Origin of the sequence: Proteus columbae (assembly GCF_002777965.1) — a bacterium.
GTDB classification, from domain to species: domain Bacteria; phylum Pseudomonadota; class Gammaproteobacteria; order Enterobacterales; family Enterobacteriaceae; genus Proteus; species Proteus columbae.
On record NZ_NGVR01000021.1, the window covers coordinates 245,267 to 265,816 of the forward strand.

The following is a 20,550-nucleotide window of genomic DNA, read 5'->3' on the forward strand; positions in this document are numbered from 1 at the left end:
TTTTATTTATATTTATCAATTGTCTATATGTGAAAAATAAATATAAAAGAGTTTGGAGATTGAGACGGAGAGGTGAATTTAAAAAATCGAGGGAAATGAAAAGAGAAGAGATAGGCTGATACTGTTTATATTTTCTACAGTATCAACCTTTAGCATTAAGAACGCATTAGTGTGAAATTACCACTTTTCCATGCCATTTTCAGGCACTAACGCCAATCTATCTGCTAATAACTCACCATCAGGAAAGCGAAGATCGGGTGCTAATTCCGCTAATGGATAAAGCATAAATTCGCGTACTTTAAGCCCGTAATGAGGTACGGTTAATCGCTCGGTTTGGATCACGTCATCACCAAATAACATAATATCAAGATCAAGTGTTCTCGGTCCCCAACGGTTGCCTTCTTTTCTAACACGACCTTGCGCTAATTCAATCGCTTGTGTGTTATTCAGCAACTCTTCTGGTGCTAATGTTGTATCAACCGCAACCGCGACGTTAAGGTAATCAGGCTGATCTTGCGGTCCCATTGGACGTGTACGATACCAAGATGATTGTGCAATCAATGTGGTTTGTGGGATCTCACTGATTGCCTTAATCGCTGAATTCACCTGATTTTCAGGTGAATTCAAATTGCTACCTAAAATGATATAAACACGTTTTTTCTGTTTACTCATTGGTATTCTCGTGTCTAGATGCCGGTTTTGCACTTGGATGACGAGGGCGTTTACGTGGACGTGGACGTCTGCGAATTGGCGCTTGGCCTAATTCAGAAACCATTGAGCGTTGTTGTGTATTGTTAGAGGCTTGGAAATCAGCCCACCAACTTGCTAACGCTTCAAGCTCAGGATTGCGTTGTACATTGGCACGTAATTCCAGTAAATCGAACGCTGCACGGAATTTAGGGTGCTCAAGTAATTTATTCGCACGACGACCTTGGCGTTTAGGTAAACGTTGCTGTAATTGCCAGATATCACGCATGGTTGTGGTAATGCGTTTTGGTATCGCAATAGTACGGCATTGCTCATCGAGAATATCATTCATCGCCATAGAGAAAGAGTCATAGTAAGAAAGACCACTTTCTTGGACTAATTTTTCGGCATGTTCAATTAATGGATACCACAGCATTGCCGCAAATAAGAACGCCGGATTGACTCGCATCTCTTTGTTGATGCGGTAGTCTGTGTTTTTGAGAACTTGATCTAGCATTCTCTCCATCGGCGTATCGTGTTGCTCTGTCATTTTAGAGGCAATCAACGGAAACAGTGGCTCAAGTAATTGATGACGGCACATTAACTTGTAAGTTTTGTAGCCTTGCCCTGTTTGTAATAATTTCAGTGATTCTTCAAAAAGACGAGCCGATGGAATATTACGTAATAAAGGAGCAAGTCTGGCAATTGGCTCTGCGGTTTCTGGCGCAATTTGCATATCTAATTTGCTAGCAAAACGAATGGCTCTGAGCATTCTTACGGGATCTTCGCGATAGCGCGTTTCAGGATCGCCAATTAAGCGAATAATACCCGCTTTCAGATCTGCTAAACCGCCAACGTAATCACGTACAGCAAAGTCATCAACACCGTAATAGAGGCTGTTTAATGTAAAGTCACGACGAATGGCATCTTCTTCAATTGAGCCAAAAATATTGTCGCGCAGTAACATGCCGCTTTGTGCTTGCTGGGATTGGTTGTTGTCTGAAACTTCATGATCTTCATGAGAGCCGCGGAAAGTCGCAACCTCAATCACTTCAGGACCAAACATAATATGAGCAAGACGGAAACGACGACCAACTAAACGGCTGTTACGGAATAATCGACGTACATCTTCAGGTGTTGCATTAGTGGCAATATCAAAATCTTTTGGTTTTTTTCCCAGTAATAAGTCACGGACACCGCCACCAACTAAATAAGCCTGAAAGCCAGAGTTATTTAGGCGATAAAGCACTTTTAATGCATTATCACTAATGTCGTTACGTGAAATTGGGTGTTGATCTCTTGGGATCACAGTCATTGGCAAATCACTCCCGTTCGCCTTTTCTTTATTACTCTTTTTTTTACGGGGACGGTCTGCGGATATAGCAGGACGCCGACGCACAGGTTTCTGTGTTTCTTGTATTGGTCGGTCAGATGCAGTGACTGGCCTTTCACTTGCTACCGGTTGTGTGTCTGATGACGTTGTTTGTCGCCCTAGCAGATTACGGCAGAAATGTGCTACTCGATTAAAAATATGACACCTCGAATAATAAATTCTAATAATTAAAAAAATTAAGCGGCTAATCATAGCCTACTGAACATTTTTTGAGAATGCTTTGTGTGGTTTATTCATACCCTTGTTGCTGATGATTTTGTTTTAAAATCTCAGAAGGTGACCACTGCGCTATCGCAATTTCTAACAATGATGCTAACGAATAATCTTGCCAACCCGCAATAACAGGCTGATTCAGAAACCGTAAAGCATCAATAATGACGGGTCTTGGATCAGTATCTGGCAACGCATGTGCGTGATTTTGTTTTGATAATTTATTACCGTCATGATTTATTGCTAAAGGTAAATGAGCATAACGCGGAATAGGTAAATTCAGTTGTTTATGTAAACTGATTTGTCGCAACGTGGGATCAAGTAGATCGGCACCTCTAACAACTTCGGTTACACCCTGATAACTATCATCAATCACTGTCACTAGATTATACGCAAATAAGTTATCTTTTCTGTGAATAATCATATCTTCTAACACGATAGACGTACTCTTTGAATAATATGTACCTTGAATGACATCTTCAAAATGATAAACAGGATGCTGTTGGATCAATCTCCATGCACTTTCTTTATCAAAAGGTATCACATTATTTGTGAGCGGCTCCTGATGACGACAGTGGTTATCATACACGCCCCCTAAGTCATGTAAACGATGGCGGCTACAATGACAGTGGTAGCAAACACCTTCTTTCCAAAGGGTGTGTAAAATTTCACGGTAAGCATCATGGCGTTGCGATTGATAAAGGATCTCTTTATCCCAAAACAAACCATAATGTTCTAATGTGCGAATAATTTGGAATGCAGTGCCGGGAGGTTCTCTAAGAGGGTCGATATCATCGATGCGCAGAAGCCAACGCCCGTGATGTGCGCGAGCTTGAAGATAACTGCCAAGTGCAGTAACCAATGAGCCAAAATGAAGTTGACCCGTTGGCGATGGCGCAAAGCGCCCAATATAGTCTGTAATCTCGTGCATCGAAAGATTCAGATTAACGCCTCAACGTATTCGGCTGAGGCGTTTGCTCATTATTAGCCAGCCATCTGTTTTTCACGGATTTCAGCTAATGTCTTACAGTCGATACATAAATCGGCTGTAGGACGAGCTTCTAAACGGCGAATGCCGATTTCCACTCCACAAGATTCACAGAAACCAAAGTCATCATCTTCGACTTTTTTCAGTGTTTTTTCGATTTTCTTAATGAGTTTACGTTCACGATCACGGTTACGCAGCTCAAGACTGAATTCTTCTTCTTGTGCAGCACGGTCAACGGGATCGGGGAAGTTTGCCGCCTCATCTTGCATATGAGTAACGGTGCGGTTGACTTCATCCCTGAGCTGATTGCGCCAAGATTCAAGTATTAGCTTAAAATGCGCTAATTGGGCTTCGTTCATGTACTCTTCGCCCGCTTTTTCCTGATATGGCTCAACGCCAGCAATAGCGAGAATGCTCATGGACGATGTTTTACGCTTTTGCCCTTCTTGCATAATGCTTCTCCTACATACGCATTTCTGAATAATCCCCACCTTCAAAACAGGAAGGGGAAAAAATAGGGCGCTATAAATAGCAGATGCCCGCGAGGATAGCAATTATTCCTTCAATAAGTTTTCTCATGGTGTGAAGGCACGCAAGTAAATGTCCCTTTTTAGTTAAAAAATGCTTAACTAATGCCATGTATTTCAATTAACTATTTGAAATAAAAGGTAATTGCTGTCCAATTGTTAAATTGTATTCACTAATATTGATGCGATAACACAAGATTTCAACCCCTGCATCACTCGCTTCTTTTAGCTGTGAAGCATAGTTAGGGTCAATCTCTTTAGCAACAGTCACTTCCGTAATGCCAGTATGGGGAACTGCGTAGAATAAGACAGCCCTTAAACCCAATTTTGCGATAGCGGTCAACTCTCGAAGATGTTTCTGACCACGTTCTGTCTTTGCATCAGGGAAATAGCCCATACCGTTGTCGAGTAAGGTGACTGACTTCACTTCAATATAACAGTCAACTTTATGATTTGATTTAAGTAAAATGTCAATACGGCTGTTCTCATTACCGTATTTAACTTCTCGTTTTATCTCGTCATATTCAGATAATTCTGGAATGTTACCCGCCTCAATAGCATCAGCAATAATCCCATTTGCCCTTAAGGTATTTACACAAATCCAATCATCAGTTTTAGTTTGTGTCAGTTCCCAACTATGAGGATATTTTCTTTTTGCATTTGCAGAGGTGGAGTACCAAACAGTATCACCAGGTGTCGCACATCCCGTCATTGCACCTGTGTTGGCGCAATGGAGCGTGAATTCTTCTCCATTAGGGGTAACAACGTCTGCTAAAAAACGCTTATATCGTTTTAGTAAAGTGGCGGATTGTAGCGGTTGCTCAAATTTCATAACGACTCCGAGGAAAATATGACCTTTAATAAAGCGCTAATGCTACAATGCCCAGCCAAGAAAGTTAATGAGCCATGGAGCCTGTGTGCATTTATTGCCAATCTTTGATGTAGCAGAAAAAATCGTTACTGCATTAAAACAATTCCCACAAGTTTTGCTTCATGCACCCACTGGTGCAGGTAAATCCACGGCACTTCCCCTCTATTTACTGGAGCAAAATTGCTTTGATGGCAAAATCATTTTATTAGAGCCAAGACGAATTGCTGCCAAAAGTATTGCTTACCGTTTAGCCAATCAGCTAAATGAAGACGTTGGCAATACGGTAGGTTATCGAATGAAAGCGGAAAGCAAAGTCAGCTCAAAAACTCGGCTTGAAGTGGTAACAGAAGGGGTATTAAACCGGATGTTACAGCAAGATCCGGAGTTGGCTGGCGTAAGCCTTGTGATTTTAGATGAATTTCATGAACGCAGTTTACAAGCAGATTTAGCACTGGCGCTATTGCTCGATGTACAGATGGGATTACGTGATGATTTGCGTGTTTTGATTATGTCTGCAACCTTAGATAATCAAAAACTTACCTCACTACTACCCAATGCCCCTATGATCAACGCCGAAGGCCGTAGTTATCCCGTAGAAAGAGTCTATTTTCCTATCAATACGCATCAACCCTTTGAACAAGAAATTGCCACAATGGCATTGAGATTATTGGCACAAGAGGCTGGCTCTATGCTGATTTTCTTGCCGGGAAGTGCAGAAATCGTGCGTGTTGCTGACATTCTAAAAGATAAAGTGGATGACAATGTTTTGTTATTCCCACTTTATGGCGCGCTTTCATTAGCTGAACAACAAAAAGCGATTGAGCCGACTAAAAAAGGTTATCGAAAAATCGTACTTGCCACCAATATTGCAGAAACCAGTCTGACTATTGAAGGTATTCGCTTAGTTCTTGATAGTGCCATTGAAAAACGCGCTCAATTTGATCTGAAAAGTGGTGTCACTAGCTTATTGCGTCAACGAATTAGTCAATCATCACAAACACAAAGAGCTGGGCGAGCAGGACGTCTTGAGGCAGGTATTTGCTGGCATTTAATCAGCCAAGAACAGGCAGAGCGCGTTGCTTCTCACCAAATACCCGAAATTTTAAGTAGTGATTTATCATCGTTATGGCTTTCTGTTTTGCAGTGGGGATGTCGCGACATTAATCAGCTGAGTTGGTTGGATACACCAACACCACAAGCATTACATGCAGCTAAAGATTTATTATATCGTTTAGGGGCGATAGATAAACAAGGTGGATTAACACCACGAGGTTCACGCATGGCGCAATGGGGCATTGAACCTCGATTAGCGGCGATTTTGGATTACGCAAGTGAGCAAAGTGATAATCATCTTGCGACGGCTGCACGTTTATGTGCAATTTTAGAAGAGCCTCCGCGAGGACAAGAAATTAATTTAGAGTGGATTGCTCAACAAAAAAATACCTTCTGGTCACGACGTGAAAAACAGCTTTCTCAACATTGTAAAGGGACGTTTTGCCCTGAATTGTTAGGCTCATTATTAGCGGTTGGATTTCCTGATAGGATTGCTAAAAATCGTGATAATCAAGGGCGTTTTCGTTTAGCAAATGGACAAGGTGCTATGATGGATGATACGCACTCAATGAGTGATGCGCCGTGGATCTTAGCGCCATTATTACTACAAAATGCACATTATGCCGATGTGCGTATTTTATTAGCGTTACCCATTGAAATTGATGAAATATTAACTACCTTTCCTGAGCTTATTGAAAATAATACCACGGTTGAGTGGGATGAAAAACGAGGTACATTGGTTGCTTGGCAACAGCATCAATTAGGGCGATTAACCTTAAATCAGCGCCAATTAGACAAACCCAATAAACAGCAAATGCAACAAGCATTATTAAATTGGTTGAGAGATAACGGTTTAAATGCTTTAGCACTTAGTGAAGAGACTCAACAGCTTTTTATACGCCTTTCTTTAGCGAAAAAATGGTGCCCAGAAGCTTTATTACCTGATTTAGAAGAAGCTGTGTTACTTGAAACTTTAGAAACATGGCTCTTGCCTGAACTGGGAGACGTTCAGACATTAAAAGCATTACAACAAATGGATATTAATACGATTATTAAAAACCAATTAACGTGGCATGAAAATCAGTTGCTTCAAAGCTTATTTCCGACGCATTATTTAGCGCCAACAGGGACAACAGTGATTATCAACTATGATTTGGAGTTGCCTCCTGTGATTGCTATTCGCATTCAAGAAGTTTATGGCGAACAAAAAAGCCCTATTATTGCGAATGGTAAATTGCCAGTAGTCATGGAATTATTATCACCAGCCCATCGACCTATCCAAAAAACACAAGATTTGGCAACATTTTGGGCCGGAAGTTATAAAGAGGTGCAAAAAGAGATGAAAGGGCGCTATCCAAAGCATTTATGGCCTGATGATCCAGCGAATACGGCACCAACAAGACGAGTAAAAAAATATAGCCAATAAATGAATATTAGTTTCACCCCAGCATCAATATGCTCTAGTTTTATTCGTATTTGAGAGCTTTCTTGTGGGATCACACAGAAAAATAGCGACAATGTTAGGCTTCTTTATCCCGTGGTAAAGGGGTTTTAATGAGAGATACAGTTCATGAGTAGAAAGAAAAGACCAGCGAAACAAACCAAAAGAGGTCGTTCTTGGTTTTGGTTATTTGTCAAAATCGCCATTGTAGTTGCGGTTTTAATGGGCATTTATGGTGTTTATTTACATTCTCAAATCAAAGAGCGCCTTGATGGCAATGTTTGGGAATTACCTGCTGCGGTTTACGGACGTACCGTTAACTTAGAACCGGGCATGAATTATAGCCAAAAAGAGATGGTGAGCTTACTTGAGGGTATGCAATACCGCAATGTTAACAAAATCACGCGTCCTGGCGAATTTGTGGTAAGAGGTAACGCGATTGAAATGTTGCGCCGACCTTTCGATTTCCCTGATGGCCGTGAAGAGCAAATTTTAGCTAAATTAGCCTTTGAGCAAAATTCACTGGTTAGTATTACTAACATGGATAATCAGCGTCAATTTGGCTTTTTCCGTCTTGATCCTAAGCTGATTACCATGATGCAATCCGCAAATGGTGAGCAACGTTTATTCTTAGCAAGAGATAAATTCCCACAATTATTGGTAGATACATTAATTGCAACAGAAGATCGTCGCTTCTATGAACATGACGGCATTAGTTTCTATTCAATTGGACGTGCGGTATTAGCGAACTTTACTGCGGGTAAAGCAGTCCAAGGCGGTAGTACCTTAACGCAACAGTTAGTGAAAAACCTATTTTTGACTAACGAAAGAACGTTAAAAAGAAAGCTTAATGAAGCCTATATGGCGATCATTATGGATGCGAGTTATAGCAAAGATCGTATTTTAGAGCTGTATCTTAATGAGGTTTTTTTAGGGCAAAGTGGTGATGAACAAATTCGAGGTTTCCCTTTAGCTAGCCTCTACTATTTTGGTCGTCCCGTTGATGAATTAAGCCTTGATCAACAGGCGCTTTTAGTGGGAATGGTTAAAGGTGCATCTGCCTATAACCCATGGCGTAACCCTAAAGCGGCGTTAGAGCGTCGTAATGTAGTATTAAAATTGCTGCAAACTCAAGAGATAATCGACCAAGAGCTTTACAATGTGCTTAGTGCGCGTCCTTTAGGTGTGAAGCCACGCAGTGAAGCGTTAACGCCTCAGCCTGCATTTATGCAATTGGTTCGCCAAGAGTTACAAACAACCCTAGGCGATAAAGTTAAAGATTTATCGGGTACGAAAATCTTCACTACATTAGATCCTGTCTCACAAGATGCGGCTGAAAAAGCGGTTGAAGTGGGTGTCGCTGATTTGCGCAAAGCACGTAAGATTGATGATCTTGAAGGTGCGATGGTGGTGGTTGACCGTTTAAGTGGCGAAGTGAGAGCATTAGTGGGTGGTTCTCAACCTCAATATGCGGGTTTTAACCGTGCATTATCGGCTCGACGTTCAATTGGTTCTTTGGCAAAACCAGCCACATATTTAACGGCATTAAGTGAGCCTGAACGTTTTCGTTTAAATACTTGGCTTGCGGATGAACCTATTTCGGTGCCTATTCCGGGCAGTAAGCCTTGGCAACCACGTAACTACGATCGAGGTTATAAAGGTAAATTAATGCTGGTGGATGCATTGGCAACATCACGTAATGTTCCTACCGTTAATCTTGGTTTAGAAGTTGGGTTAGATCGAGTGATCCAAACTTGGATTAACTTGGGCGCGCCAGCAGAAAATCTAGAAAAAGTACCCGCGATGTTATTAGGCGCATTAAACTTAACACCAATGGAAGTGGCTCAAACCTTCCAGACAATTGGCAGTTTAGGTAATCGTGCAAAACTATCATCATTACGTTCTGTTATTGCCCAAGATGGTACTGTGCTTTACCAAAGTTATCCTCAAGCGGAAACAACTGTTTCGCCTCAAGCGGCTTATATGACGCTATTTGGTATGCAACAAGTTGTGAATTCAGGAACGGCATGGCGTGTATTAAAACCAAAATTTGGTAATTACAATCTTGCTGGTAAAACAGGTACGACAAACGATCTCCGTGATAGCTGGTTTGCAGGGATTGATGGCAAAGAAGTGACGATTTCATGGATGGGGCGTGACAATAATGGTCCAACGAACTTAACGGGTTCAACAGGGGCATTGTTGCTGTACCGTAACTATTTAGAGAATCAGGCACCGCTGAAATTAAATCCATCAGCACCAGAAGATATCGCAGAAATGTCTGTTGATGCTCAAGGTAACTTTGCTTGTTATGGCGGTGGTGTTCGTACTCTACCTGTATGGACAGCAAATCCAGATGGATTATGCACACCTGTTCAGCAAGATACTGATGAAAGTGGCGCTCCAAAGTGGTTACAAGATCTCTTTTCTGAGTAAGTAGCAACATATATTTATTCGCAAAACCCAACGGTACTAAGGTGCCGTTGGGTTTTGATATTTAATATCGGGTCTGTTGTTTAAACGACTAGAATTCACGTGCAGGATATCGTGTTCTATTTTTAATAAATCTAGCAGTTACTTTTTTTTCTTAATTTATTTTTATTTTATATCATATTTAAACCTCTATTTTTTATTACGAATAAGTACCTTTATCTTTTTTTTTGATAACAGAAATGAAATGTTTATGTCATATTATGTACAGTTCTAGTATTTATTTAAAGAAGTTGACTAATTTCTAATAAAAAAGGAAATATGATGCCTAAAATATCTAATGAATATATGCAAGAATCATTTTTTAAAAAAATAAATCAATTGAATGATAAAAAATATCTACTTGATATTGGAGGGAAAAGAAGAATAAAAAATTTAAGTAATACAATAAAATCATTTGAACAACAAATGAATAAAGATAATTGTAATAAAAATCATGTTTTTTATGGTGTTATTAATTTATTACATTCTTTAGAATCTAATAAATTTAATTATGAAAAGACTAGTTTACATCAATACATTGATTTTAATGAAAATTATTTAGCATATTGCAATGCCTTCTCTCATATCGCGAATATTTATAATCATGGAAGTAAGAGCCAAGAGAATAGAGATAAAATTAATAATATTATGAGAATTAAGAGCGATAATTTTAATGAATATCTACCTATTAATAGTATATTTACTTCTAATAGTAATGAATTGAATATATTAAATAATTATATTATCTATAGTCTTAAAGATAATGTAATTTTCAGATCCAATAATATCAAGTTGGGAATAGAAAGTATTAATAAGAAAATAGATAAATTAGAGTGTTTTTTTAATCACTCATGTGAAAAATATTATTTACTATCTTCAAAAGATGAAACTAAGACTATGGCTGAGTATAAACTAGAAAAACTTAAAAATGAATTTATTAAATTTAAAAATGATTTAAATTTTGTATTGGAAAATATAAAAAATAATTATTCTGATAAAGTAGATAATAATGATGATTTAAAATTACAGATTAATAAAGAAAATACAAAATATTCCGAATGCATGAAATGCATTAATGAAATAAAAAAGAAACTTAATGTGGTTTTGGTTGAATTGGCGCCTACAGATTTTGAGGTGGAGTTGTTAAATGATGCTCTTGTTCATAGTAAAAATAATAAATTAAGTGATAGCATGATTTTTAATACATTACTTGGAATGACAAAAAAAAATGAGCTTGAGTATCATTTGAATTTAATGAAAAGCTTAATAAAATCACTTGAATTTAATAAAAATCTTAATAAATAATTTGAAATAGAACTATAAAATTTTTATTTATTAACCTAATAGATAAAAATGCCATTCAATAAAATGAATGGCATTAATAAAAAATACTTTTCTTAAAAAATAACGAGGTATTAGCCTTTCATTTTACCAAAAGCATATTCCGCGGCATCAATAGTGCGTTGAATATCTTCTTTAGTATGAGCGATAGACATAAAACCCGCTTCAAATGCAGAAGGTGCAAGGTAGACGCGTTTTTCTAGCATTAAATGGAAGAATTGTTTAAAGCGTTCAACATCACAATTCATTACATCTTGATAGCAAGTAACTTCTTTTGCATCTGTAAAGAACAGACCAAACATACCACCAACATGGTTGATAACCATTGGAATACCTGCTTGTTGTGCTTTTTCAAGTAAACCGTCAGCTAGCATTGTTGTTAGCTCATCTAATGTTTGATGAACGCCCGGTTGTGAGACTTCATGTAAACAGGCTAAACCCGCTGCCATTGCAATAGGGTTGCCTGATAAAGTACCAGCTTGATAAACAGGGCCAATAGGTGCGAGTTTAGACATTACTTCCATATGCCCACCAAAAGCACCAACTGGCATACCGCCACCAATGATTTTACCTAAGCATGTTAAGTCAGGATCAACATCGTAATAAGCTTGGGCACCACCTAATGCCACGCGAAAGCCTGTCATCACTTCATCAATAATCAGTAATGCACCAAACTCATCACATAATGCACGTAAACCCGGTAAGAAGTCCGCTTTTGGTGGTACGCAGTTCATATTGCCTGCAACAGGTTCGACAATGATACAAGCCACTTCTTCTGGGTAGTTTTCAAAGGCTTGGCGTACAGAGTTTAAGTCGTTGTAAGTGCAAGTTAAGGTGTGTTTAACAAAATCAGCCGGTACACCTGGTGAATTTGGCTGTCCCATAGTTAATGCACCCGAGCCTGCTTTTACTAATAAGCAGTCAGCGTGACCGTGGTAGCAACCTTCGAATTTGATGATCTTGTCGCGTCCAGTATAACCACGAGCAAGGCGGATCGCGCTCATTGTCGCTTCTGTACCTGAGTTCACCATACGAACCATATCCATTGAAGGTACAAGTTCAGTGACGAGATTTGCCATTTCAACTTCAGCGGCGGTTGGTGCGCCAAAACTTAACCCTTTTTGTACTGCATCAGTCACCGCATCACGAATAGCAGGGTGATTGTGACCTAAAACCATAGGTCCCCATGAGCCAACATAGTCAAGGTAAGCACGTCCATCGGCATCATAAATATACGCACCATTAGCACGTTCAATAAAAAGAGGGGTTCCACCTACACCGTTAAATGCTCTAACAGGTGAGTTGACACCGCCGGGGATCACTTGTTGTGCGAGATTATAAAGCGTTTCAGACTTGCTCATGTCAGACTCCTAATGATGGGTGAGCGTAAGATTAAGGCGTATTCTAAAGCACCGCGGAGATGAAGCCAAATACACGGCAACAAGATTTTGATTTATCACTGTTATTGTGGGTACGTGGTTTATCGTAAAAAGTGATAGGTAGCAAAAAGTGTATTTTGTCCACAACAAACTTGAAGGTTATGAGCAGGTATTAGATAATCATCACATTATATCAGCAAGAAATATAAATTTTTGCTGGCTGTTTTTTTGCTGGAATACCCAGTCTGGAGTGAACAATGAGTGATGATATGGCTCTGCCGTTACAATTTACTGACGCGGCTGCAAATAAAGTAAAAGATCTGATTGCAGATGAAGAAAATCCAAATCTGCGTTTACGTGTTTATATCACGGGTGGCGGTTGTAGCGGATTCCAGTATGGTTTTACCTTTGATGATGCCATGAACGACGGCGATATGACCATAGAAAAACAAGGCGTTGCTTTAGTGGTTGATCCGATGAGCTTGCAGTATTTAGTGGGCGGTTGTGTGGATTATACCGAAGGATTGGAGGGTTCGCGTTTTATTGTGACCAATCCTAATGCTAAGAGTACGTGTGGTTGCGGCTCTTCGTTTAGTATTTAATTTGAAAGGTTGTGGCTGCGTCAAAGTTATCCTTTGTTAGACAGTGTGCTCACAAGACTCACATACTAATGTATGCTCGTTTGTTGCGCACTGTCTGTCGCAGATAACTTCTTGCTCGCTCACAACTTTTGTCTGTGAAAGTTAAAGACAAAATCTGTCAAAATTCAAAATTCAAAATTCAAAATTCAAAATTCAAAATTCTGTCTATTCTTCTAATCAATGGCTCGCAATAGCCTCACAAATTTGCTGTGCTGCATTAATAATACGTGGTGCAGGCCGACTAAAACTGTCTTCATCAATCGCAATAACAGGAACAGTAAGCTGGGGTTGCCAAAATGCTTGTACAGTAGGTATTTGATCTGCTTTACCACTGAATATAATCAAATCAGGTTTCTTTGTAAGTACTTGCTCACGGCTTACTTGAGGCCATGTTACTGGGCTGTTAGCAAAGATATTTTCTCCACCACAAAGCGCCGTAATATGGCTTTGTAATGTGCGATCAGATGTCGTGAATAATGGTTGCATCCCAAATTGAATAAACACTTTTTTCTTTGGTTGATTTTGTGTGTTTGATGCATATTGTTGCTGTAATGTTTGATATTGCAGACGTAACTGTTGGGCATTTTTTAATGCAATATCAGGATGATGGCTATAATTGGAAAGAGTAACCAGATCGTCTGCGATTTCTTCGATGCTTTGTGGATCAGAATAAATAATAGAAATACCCAAGGCTTTTAACTGATCTAATGAACGTTGTGGATTGCCGCCCCTCCATGCAATGACTAAATCAGGTTTTAATAATAGGACGCGCTCTATATTAATACCCTGCCAATTAGCGACTTGTTCAATACTTTTGGCATTCTCTGGATAATCAGAGTAAGCACTGACTCCGACAATATTATCACCCATACCTGCGGCATAAGCCATTTCAGTGGCTGACGGCGATAACGTAATAACACGATCAGCAGGCGTGATAGCAATAGCAAAATTGAGCCCAAATAATGAACAGAGTAATAATCCAAGATTGATAAATAAACGCATTACTTTTCCAATAGTAAAAAATACCCACCTATTTTTTATCTTAGGATAAGCAAAAAATAAAGGTGGGATATTGATAAAGTGATATTAGGATTATCTCGACTTAATTAGTCTTTTAATTTATCCAACATCGCTGTCACCATTAAGCTTGATTGTTCTGCTGCAACAGATAAAAACTCATCAAAACTTAAGTGCGATTCTTTATCGGCTACATCAGAAATAGCACGCACGACAACAAATGGCGTGCCAAATTGATGGCAAACATGGCCAATTGCGGTTGATTCCATTTCTACGGCTGCAACATCTGGGAATGTGCGACGAATACGAGCCAAAGGTTCAGCACCATTAATAAAGGCATCACCACTACAAATTAAACCACGAACAGCATTTAATTTTAGCGATTCAATACATTCTTCTGCTATTTGAACAAGCTTAGGTTCAGCAATAAAAGCAGGAGGACATTGTGCCATTTGACCTGGTTCATAACCAAATGCAGTAACATCTGCATCGTGATAACGAACTTCCGTTGAAACAACGATATCACCGACATTTAATCTTGAGTCTAAGCCACCCGCAGAGCCAGTATTAATTACGACATCAGGACGAAAATGCTCAAGTAATAATGTTGTGCCAATCGCGGCCGCAACTTTACCAATACCTGATTTTAATAATGCAACATCAACACCGTTGATTGTGCCTGTATAGATTTCACAACCGCCATGCGATAAGATTTGGCAATCTTCAATTTTCTCACGCAGAAGTGTGACTTCTTGCTCCATTGCACCTATTACGCCAACTCTCATTGTGTCATACTCACTTGTAGGTTAATAATAAATAGAAATTTAAATAGAGTTTAACATCTATCGGAAAAACACGATATAACACAAAGAATAGAGAATTCGTTTCATCGAAACCAGAAAGAGGACAGAAATGATCGATTTTAAGCTGAAGTTAAATTATCAACGCAAATATAACAGCAGTGATATCGATATTAACGATGAAATACAGGTTTCTCGTCAATTTGAAAGTGATCGTGGACGTATTATTAACTCAGCAGCTATTCGCCGTTTACAACAAAAAACGCAAGTCTTTCCCTTAGAACAAAATTCAGCAGTACGTAGCCGCCTTACTCATTCTCTTGAAGTTCAACAAATTGGGCGTTATATCGCAAAACAAATTATTGGTGAATTAAAAAAGCAAAATAAGCTTGAAGCCTATGGCTTAATTGATCGTATCGATAGCCTTGAGAGTTTAATTGAGATGGCGTGTTTAATGCACGATATTGGTAATCCACCTTTTGGTCATTTTGGTGAAGCTGCGATTAAACATTGGTTTCAAAAAATATTATCACCAGAGGCGACTGCCGAATTCGATAGTTGTCCTTTTATTCCTATGCAGTATTCAGCTAAAGTGCAATTAAATGAATTGCGACAAACTTTACGCCAAGATTTATGTCAATTTGAAGGAAATGCTCAAGCTATTCGAATGGCGCACCATTTGCTTAAATTGAATTTAACCTATGCGCAAATTGGCTGTGTATTAAAATATACTCGTCCAGCTTATTGGCAAGGTGAAATCCCCAAAGAATATAGCTATTTAATGAAAAAACCGGGGTATTACTGGTCTGAATTAGAATTCGTAAAAGAAGTACAAGAAAAATTAAATATGGGAGAATTTTGTCGTTTTCCACTCACTTATATTATGGAGGCAGCCGACGACATCTCTTATTGCATTGCGGATTTAGATGATGCAGTAGAAAAAGGGATTTTTGATATCAACCGTCTTGTTCAGCTGTTACGAGATGCATGGCGTGAAAATGGTGATATAACCGACGGTGATTTATTCGATATTACGGTGAATCGTGCTTATAAAAAAGTTGATCAAAATGAAGCCAAACGCAGTATGCAAGATCAGTTTTTTATGTATTTACGAGTTTATATTACAGGAAAATTAGTCCCTTATACGGCATACCGTTTTATAAAAAATATCTCTCAAGTTTATGAAGGGAGCTTTAACCACGCCTTATTGGAAGGAAATAGTGCTGAGCATCGGTTATTAACAACATTAAAAAGTGTTGCTAAAAAATGGGTGTTTAGCCATCCTGAAGTTGAAGAGCTTGAAATGAAAGGATATCGCGTGATCAGTGGATTACTCGATATCTATAAGCCCTTGCTTTTATTATCAACTGAAGATTTTTTAAGATTGCATAAATATAACGAACATCCTAAATATGTCATTGAGACGCGTTTATATCATAAGCTTTCTGTTAAACATAAACTGGCTTATAACGAAATGTTAGAAAAGCTAAATGATATAAATACTGAAAGAGGAAAAATTTTAGAGTTTTATTATCGCACAAGATTAATTCAAGATTATATCAGCGGAATGACAGATCATTATGCTTATGAAGAATATAGAAAATTAATGGTTTGTGATTGATTTGTGAACATTAAGAAAAACGCTATCTAATTGATTGGTGATAATTTTTAGACTTTTCTTAGTGATAATAAAGATTTATTAAAATAACAGAAAATAGATGTTATTAATTGTAAATATATTCAATATAAAAGTTATATATAATATTTGTTAGTTATAGAACAATATAAAATCCATAAAGCGAGTGTCTTAGGTTGTTATCATTAAAAGTTTTCTCAAATTAACAAAAATATTGCTTATATCAGTTAAGTAAATAACTTGTTCGATGTTATACTCTCCCAATGTTTTCTTCTGAAATGCATAGTCATTCATGTAACGCTGAAAAACATACAGCGTATTCTAAAACGATGTCATTTCACTGTTAATCCGTCATTGATACTTAATTTAATACTATGGTGCAGTTTTATTCTCCTAAAAAACGTCCTGTGAAAAAACAGGCAACAACTCTGGAAGTGACCGCCAGTGCATTGGATGCAAATGGTCAAGGTATTGCTCATGCTGAGGGCAAAACGATTTTTGTAAAAGGACTACTCCCACAAGAAACTGCTCGTATTCGTTTAACAGAAGAAAAGCGCCAGTTTGCTAAAGGCGAGGTTATTAAACGTTTGACTACCAGCGAACAGCGTATAGCGCCTCATTGTGAATATTATGAGCGTTGTGGTGGTTGTCAGCAGCAGCATGTGCCTATTGCGCTACAACGTACAACAAAAGCGGGTGTGTTATCGCACCTTATTAAGCGTGAAACTGGTGTGATTATTTCAGCCGAGCCTGTGATTGCGGGTGCTGAATATGGTTATCGTCGTAGAGCAAGGTTGGGATTACGTTATCAAGCTGAAAAAGGCTTGGTAATGGGATTTCGTCAAGAGCGCTCTAATGATTTGGTCATGATAAAAAAATGCCCAGTATTAAAACCTCAGTTAAATGATTTATTGTCTCCTCTTTGGACATGCCTTAAAAAATTAACATCAGTACGTGATTTAGGGCATGTTGAAATGGTGCTTGCCGATAATGGACCATTGGTGATTTTACGTCATTTATCACCATTACCTGAAAGTGATAAACAGAGTTTGCGTGATTTCTCTCAAACTCATCAAGTTACGATGTATCTTGCAGGTGATAATAGCGAGATAGCACGATTAACTTCAATTGAGAAGGAACCCTTTTATCAAATAGAAGGTCTTAATTTACGTTTTGCACCCACTGATTTTATTCAAGTGAATGATGAAATAAATCCTAAGATGGTTGCTCAAGCCATTGAGTGGCTTGATTTATCGCCAGAAGATCGCGTGTTAGATCTGTTTTGCGGTATGGGGAATTTTACCTTACCTATCGCAAAACGTGTCAGTGAAGTGGTAGGTATAGAAGGTGTGCCCGCACTGGTTGAAATGGCGAAACAGAATGCAGAACTAAACCAATTAGGTAATGCACATTTTTGGCACGCAGATTTATCCGCTGATTTTTCTGCGATGTCGTGGTCGAAAGAAGGATTTAACAAAGTGTTGTTAGATCCAGCAAGAGCAGGGGCTTTGGAGGTAATGTCACATATTGTGAAGTTATCCGCAGAAAAAATCGTGTATGTCTCCTGTAATCCGACCACGTTAGCCAGAGATAGTAAGATATTATTAGATTCTGGATATCAGCTAACCGGTTTAAAAATGTTGGATATGTTTCCACAAACGGGTCATCTGGAATCAATGGCACTGTTTAGTCGAAAATAAATTTAGTCGAAAATAAACAGTTAGCCAGTAAATAAGTCGCAAATAAGATTTATACCGTGTAGGGAGAGAATATGGTTGCAGTAAGAAGTGCTCACTTAACACCTGCAGGAGAGTTTGCTGTTGATAAATGGGTCAACAGCTTGAACTTAACCCATGTCAATGCGGGTAGTGAAATCATGCAAACCTGGGAATACTGCCATCGTACTGTTCAAGGGCGTGAAGATGCCGAACTGCTATTGTGGCGTGGTGTTGAAATGGTTGAGCTTCTTTCGACACTAAGCATGGATAAAGACAGCATGAGGGCGGCGCTTCTTTTCCCACTTGCTGAAGAAAATCTTATTGATCAGGAAATCGTTACTGAACATTTTGGTGATGCGATTTGGAGCTTAGTACGCGGTGTAATGGAAATGGACGCCATACGCCAGTTAAAAGCAACGCATACCAATGAAACAAGCTCTGTTCAGGTGGATAATGTTCGCCGTATGTTGTTATCTATGGTGGAAGATTTCCGTTGTGTGGTCATCAAACTTTCAGAGCGTATTGCGCATTTACGAGAAGTGAAAGATGCCACAGAAGATGAGCGCGTACTGGCTGCAAAAGAGTGTTTTAATATTTATGCTCCATTAGCCAACCGATTAGGTATTGGGCAATTAAAATGGGAACTTGAGGATTTCTGTTTCCGTTATCTTCATCCTGATGAATATAAGAAAATAGCCAGCTTGCTTCATGAGCGTCGTATCGACCGCGAACAGTATATTGATAATTTTGTCAGTACGGTACGCGGTTATATGAAAGAAGAGAATGTTGATGTAGATATCTATGGTCGTCCCAAACATATCTATAGTATCTGGCGCAAAATGAAGAAAAAGAATCTCGCATTTGATGAATTATTTGATGTGAGAGCGGTACGTATTGTCGTTGAGCGCCTTCAAGATTGCTATGCGGCATTAGGGATCGTGCATACTCATTTCCGTCATTTACCTGATGAATTCGATGATTACGTCGCAAATCCAAAGCCAAATGGCTATCAATCTATTCATACCGTTGTGTTAGGACCAGAAGGTAAAACGGTTGAAATTCAAATTCGTACTCGCCAAATGCATGAAGATGCAGAATTGGGTGTGGCTGCGCACTGGAAATATAAAGAAGGTGCAACAGGCGCTGCGACGAAAGGCGGTACAGGCAGTTATGAAAACCGTATTGCGTGGTTACGTAAACTGATTGCATGGCAAGAAGAGATGGCGGATTCTGGCGAAATGCTGGATGAAGTTCGTAGTCAAGTCTTTGATGATAGGGTTTATGTGTTTACGCCAAAAGGTGACGTGGTTGATTTACCTGCGGGTTCTACACCGCTTGATTTTGCATATCATATTCACAGTGATGTGGGGCACCGTTGTATTGGGGCAAAAATTGGCGGACGTATTGTGCCATTTAGCTATCAATTACAGATGGGCGACCAAATTGAAGTTATTACGCAAAAACATCCAAATCCAAGCCGCGATTGGTTAAATCCTAACTTAGGTTATGTCACGACAAGCCGTGGGCGTGCGAAAATTCACAATTGGTTCCGTAAGCAAGATCGCGATAAAAATATTCTTGCTGGGCGTCAGATTTTAGATAACGAATTGGCGCATATGGATATCAACATGAAAGAAGCAGAAAAACTGCTGATTGCACGTTATAACGTGCACAGTGTTGATGAAGTATTAGCAGGTATTGGTGTGGGTGATATCCGAATCAACCAATTAGTGAACTTTATTCAAAGTAAATTGAATAAAGCCACCGCGGAAGATGAAGATAAAGAGGCACTGCGAACACTCGAAAGCAAAACACCAGCACCAAGAACCACGGGTTCAGGCGGTAGTATTGTCGTTGAAGGTGTGGGTAACTTAATGCATCACATTGCGCGTTGTTGCCAGCCTATTCCGGGTGACAATATTGTCGGTTTTATTACTAAAGGGCGTGGTATTTCGATTCACCGAGCTGACTGTGAGCAACTTGCTGAATTACTTTCTCATGCACCAGAGCGTATTGTTGATGCAGTATGGGGAGAGAATTATTCCAGTGGTTATTCATTAGTGGTTCGTGTTGTTGCCAATGATCGTAGTGGGTTATTACGCGATATCACGACAATTTTAGCCAATGAAAAAGTCAACGTACTTGGTGTGAGTAGCCGTAGTGATGTGAAGCAACAAATTGCAACCATCGATATGAATATTGAGATTTATAATCTCCAAGTATTAGGTCGTATATTGGCAAAACTTAATCAGTTGCCTGATGTGATAGAAGCGAAACGCTTTTCTCACTAAAATATTAAAATGATAAGATGCCGAGACAACTGTTCTCGGCATTTTTTTATCTAGAAATGTGTTAAACAGGATAAAGCTAACTCTT

General features: G+C 39.0%; 15 protein-coding genes. 7 read left to right on the forward strand and 8 right to left on the reverse strand.

The window, feature by feature from the left end:
• Positions 1-177 precede the first annotated feature (177 nt).
• The 5 genes from folK to sfsA form a co-directional block, all read right to left on the reverse strand.
• Entirely contained in the window at positions 178-672 is a 495-nt protein-coding gene (gene folK / locus CBE70_RS10530; protein WP_100159309.1) for a 2-amino-4-hydroxy-6-hydroxymethyldihydropteridine diphosphokinase, read from the reverse strand.
• Positions 665-2,002, reverse strand: coding sequence for a polynucleotide adenylyltransferase PcnB (gene pcnB / locus CBE70_RS10535; protein WP_232797390.1), 1,338 nt, complete (start codon positions 2,000-2,002; stop codon positions 665-667). The genes folK and pcnB overlap by 8 nt, the downstream gene beginning before the upstream one ends.
• A 307-nt stretch (positions 2,003-2,309) precedes the next feature.
• The gene (gluQRS, locus tag CBE70_RS10540) at positions 2,310-3,221 is read right to left on the reverse strand and encodes a tRNA glutamyl-Q(34) synthetase GluQRS (RefSeq protein WP_100159311.1); all 912 of its coding nucleotides are present in this window, start codon (positions 3,219-3,221) and stop codon (positions 2,310-2,312) included.
• Between the two features lie 53 nt (positions 3,222-3,274).
• Positions 3,275-3,730 carry an RNA polymerase-binding protein DksA gene (gene dksA / locus CBE70_RS10545; protein ID WP_023580786.1) on the reverse strand — a complete coding sequence of 152 codons (456 nt, stop codon included), beginning with the start codon at positions 3,728-3,730 and terminating at the stop codon, positions 3,275-3,277.
• 196 nt (positions 3,731-3,926) lie between these two features.
• Positions 3,927-4,637: a DNA/RNA nuclease SfsA gene (gene sfsA / locus CBE70_RS10550; protein ID WP_100159312.1), complete on the reverse strand. Its 711-nt coding sequence runs from the start codon at positions 4,635-4,637 to the stop codon at positions 3,927-3,929.
• 85 nt (positions 4,638-4,722) lie between these two features.
• Here sfsA and hrpB point away from each other — a divergent pair, with 85 nt between their 5' ends.
• The 3 genes from hrpB (at position 4,723) to CBE70_RS10565 (ending at position 10,947) form a co-directional block, all read left to right on the forward strand.
• Positions 4,723-7,155: an ATP-dependent helicase HrpB gene (gene hrpB / locus CBE70_RS10555; protein WP_100159313.1), complete on the forward strand. Its 2,433-nt coding sequence runs from the start codon at positions 4,723-4,725 to the stop codon at positions 7,153-7,155.
• Between the two features lie 144 nt (positions 7,156-7,299).
• A complete protein-coding gene (mrcB, locus tag CBE70_RS10560; RefSeq protein WP_100159314.1) occupies positions 7,300-9,606 on the forward strand; it encodes a bifunctional glycosyl transferase/transpeptidase in 2,307 nt (768 codons plus the stop codon).
• Between the two features lie 318 nt (positions 9,607-9,924).
• Positions 9,925-10,947 carry a hypothetical protein gene (locus CBE70_RS10565; protein ID WP_100159315.1) on the forward strand — a complete coding sequence of 341 codons (1,023 nt, stop codon included), beginning with the start codon at positions 9,925-9,927 and terminating at the stop codon, positions 10,945-10,947.
• Between the two features lie 110 nt (positions 10,948-11,057).
• On the opposite strand, the gene hemL is transcribed toward CBE70_RS10565, so the two are convergent.
• Complete coding sequence (gene hemL / locus CBE70_RS10570) at positions 11,058-12,344, reverse strand: glutamate-1-semialdehyde 2,1-aminomutase (RefSeq protein WP_100159316.1); 1,287 nt, start codon at positions 12,342-12,344, stop codon at positions 11,058-11,060.
• 275 nt (positions 12,345-12,619) lie between these two features.
• Between hemL and erpA the strand changes: the two genes are divergently transcribed.
• The gene (gene erpA / locus CBE70_RS10575; RefSeq protein WP_064719135.1) at positions 12,620-12,964 is read left to right on the forward strand and encodes an iron-sulfur cluster insertion protein ErpA; all 345 of its coding nucleotides are present in this window, start codon (positions 12,620-12,622) and stop codon (positions 12,962-12,964) included.
• Between the two features lie 216 nt (positions 12,965-13,180).
• Here the strand turns inward: erpA and btuF are convergent, their stop codons facing one another.
• Positions 13,181-14,005, reverse strand: coding sequence for a vitamin B12 ABC transporter substrate-binding protein BtuF (gene btuF, locus CBE70_RS10580; protein ID WP_100159317.1), 825 nt, complete (start codon positions 14,003-14,005; stop codon positions 13,181-13,183).
• A gap of 104 nt (positions 14,006-14,109) precedes the next feature.
• Positions 14,110-14,805, reverse strand: coding sequence for a 5'-methylthioadenosine/S-adenosylhomocysteine nucleosidase (gene mtnN / locus CBE70_RS10585; protein WP_100159318.1), 696 nt, complete (start codon positions 14,803-14,805; stop codon positions 14,110-14,112).
• A 127-nt stretch (positions 14,806-14,932) separates the two neighbouring features.
• Here mtnN and dgt point away from each other — a divergent pair, with 127 nt between their 5' ends.
• The 3 genes from dgt to relA all read left to right on the forward strand — a co-directional run bounded on the left by dgt (position 14,933) and on the right by relA (position 20,465).
• The gene (gene dgt, locus CBE70_RS10590; RefSeq protein ID WP_100159319.1) at positions 14,933-16,441 is read left to right on the forward strand and encodes a dGTPase; all 1,509 of its coding nucleotides are present in this window, start codon (positions 14,933-14,935) and stop codon (positions 16,439-16,441) included.
• Positions 16,442-16,830: 389 nt separating this feature from the next.
• Positions 16,831-18,156: a 23S rRNA (uracil(1939)-C(5))-methyltransferase RlmD gene (gene rlmD, locus CBE70_RS10595; RefSeq protein ID WP_100159320.1), complete on the forward strand. Its 1,326-nt coding sequence runs from the start codon at positions 16,831-16,833 to the stop codon at positions 18,154-18,156.
• Positions 18,157-18,227: 71 nt separating this feature from the next.
• Positions 18,228-20,465 carry a GTP diphosphokinase gene (gene relA, locus CBE70_RS10600; protein ID WP_100159321.1) on the forward strand — a complete coding sequence of 746 codons (2,238 nt, stop codon included), beginning with the start codon at positions 18,228-18,230 and terminating at the stop codon, positions 20,463-20,465.
• Positions 20,466-20,550 lie beyond the last annotated feature (85 nt).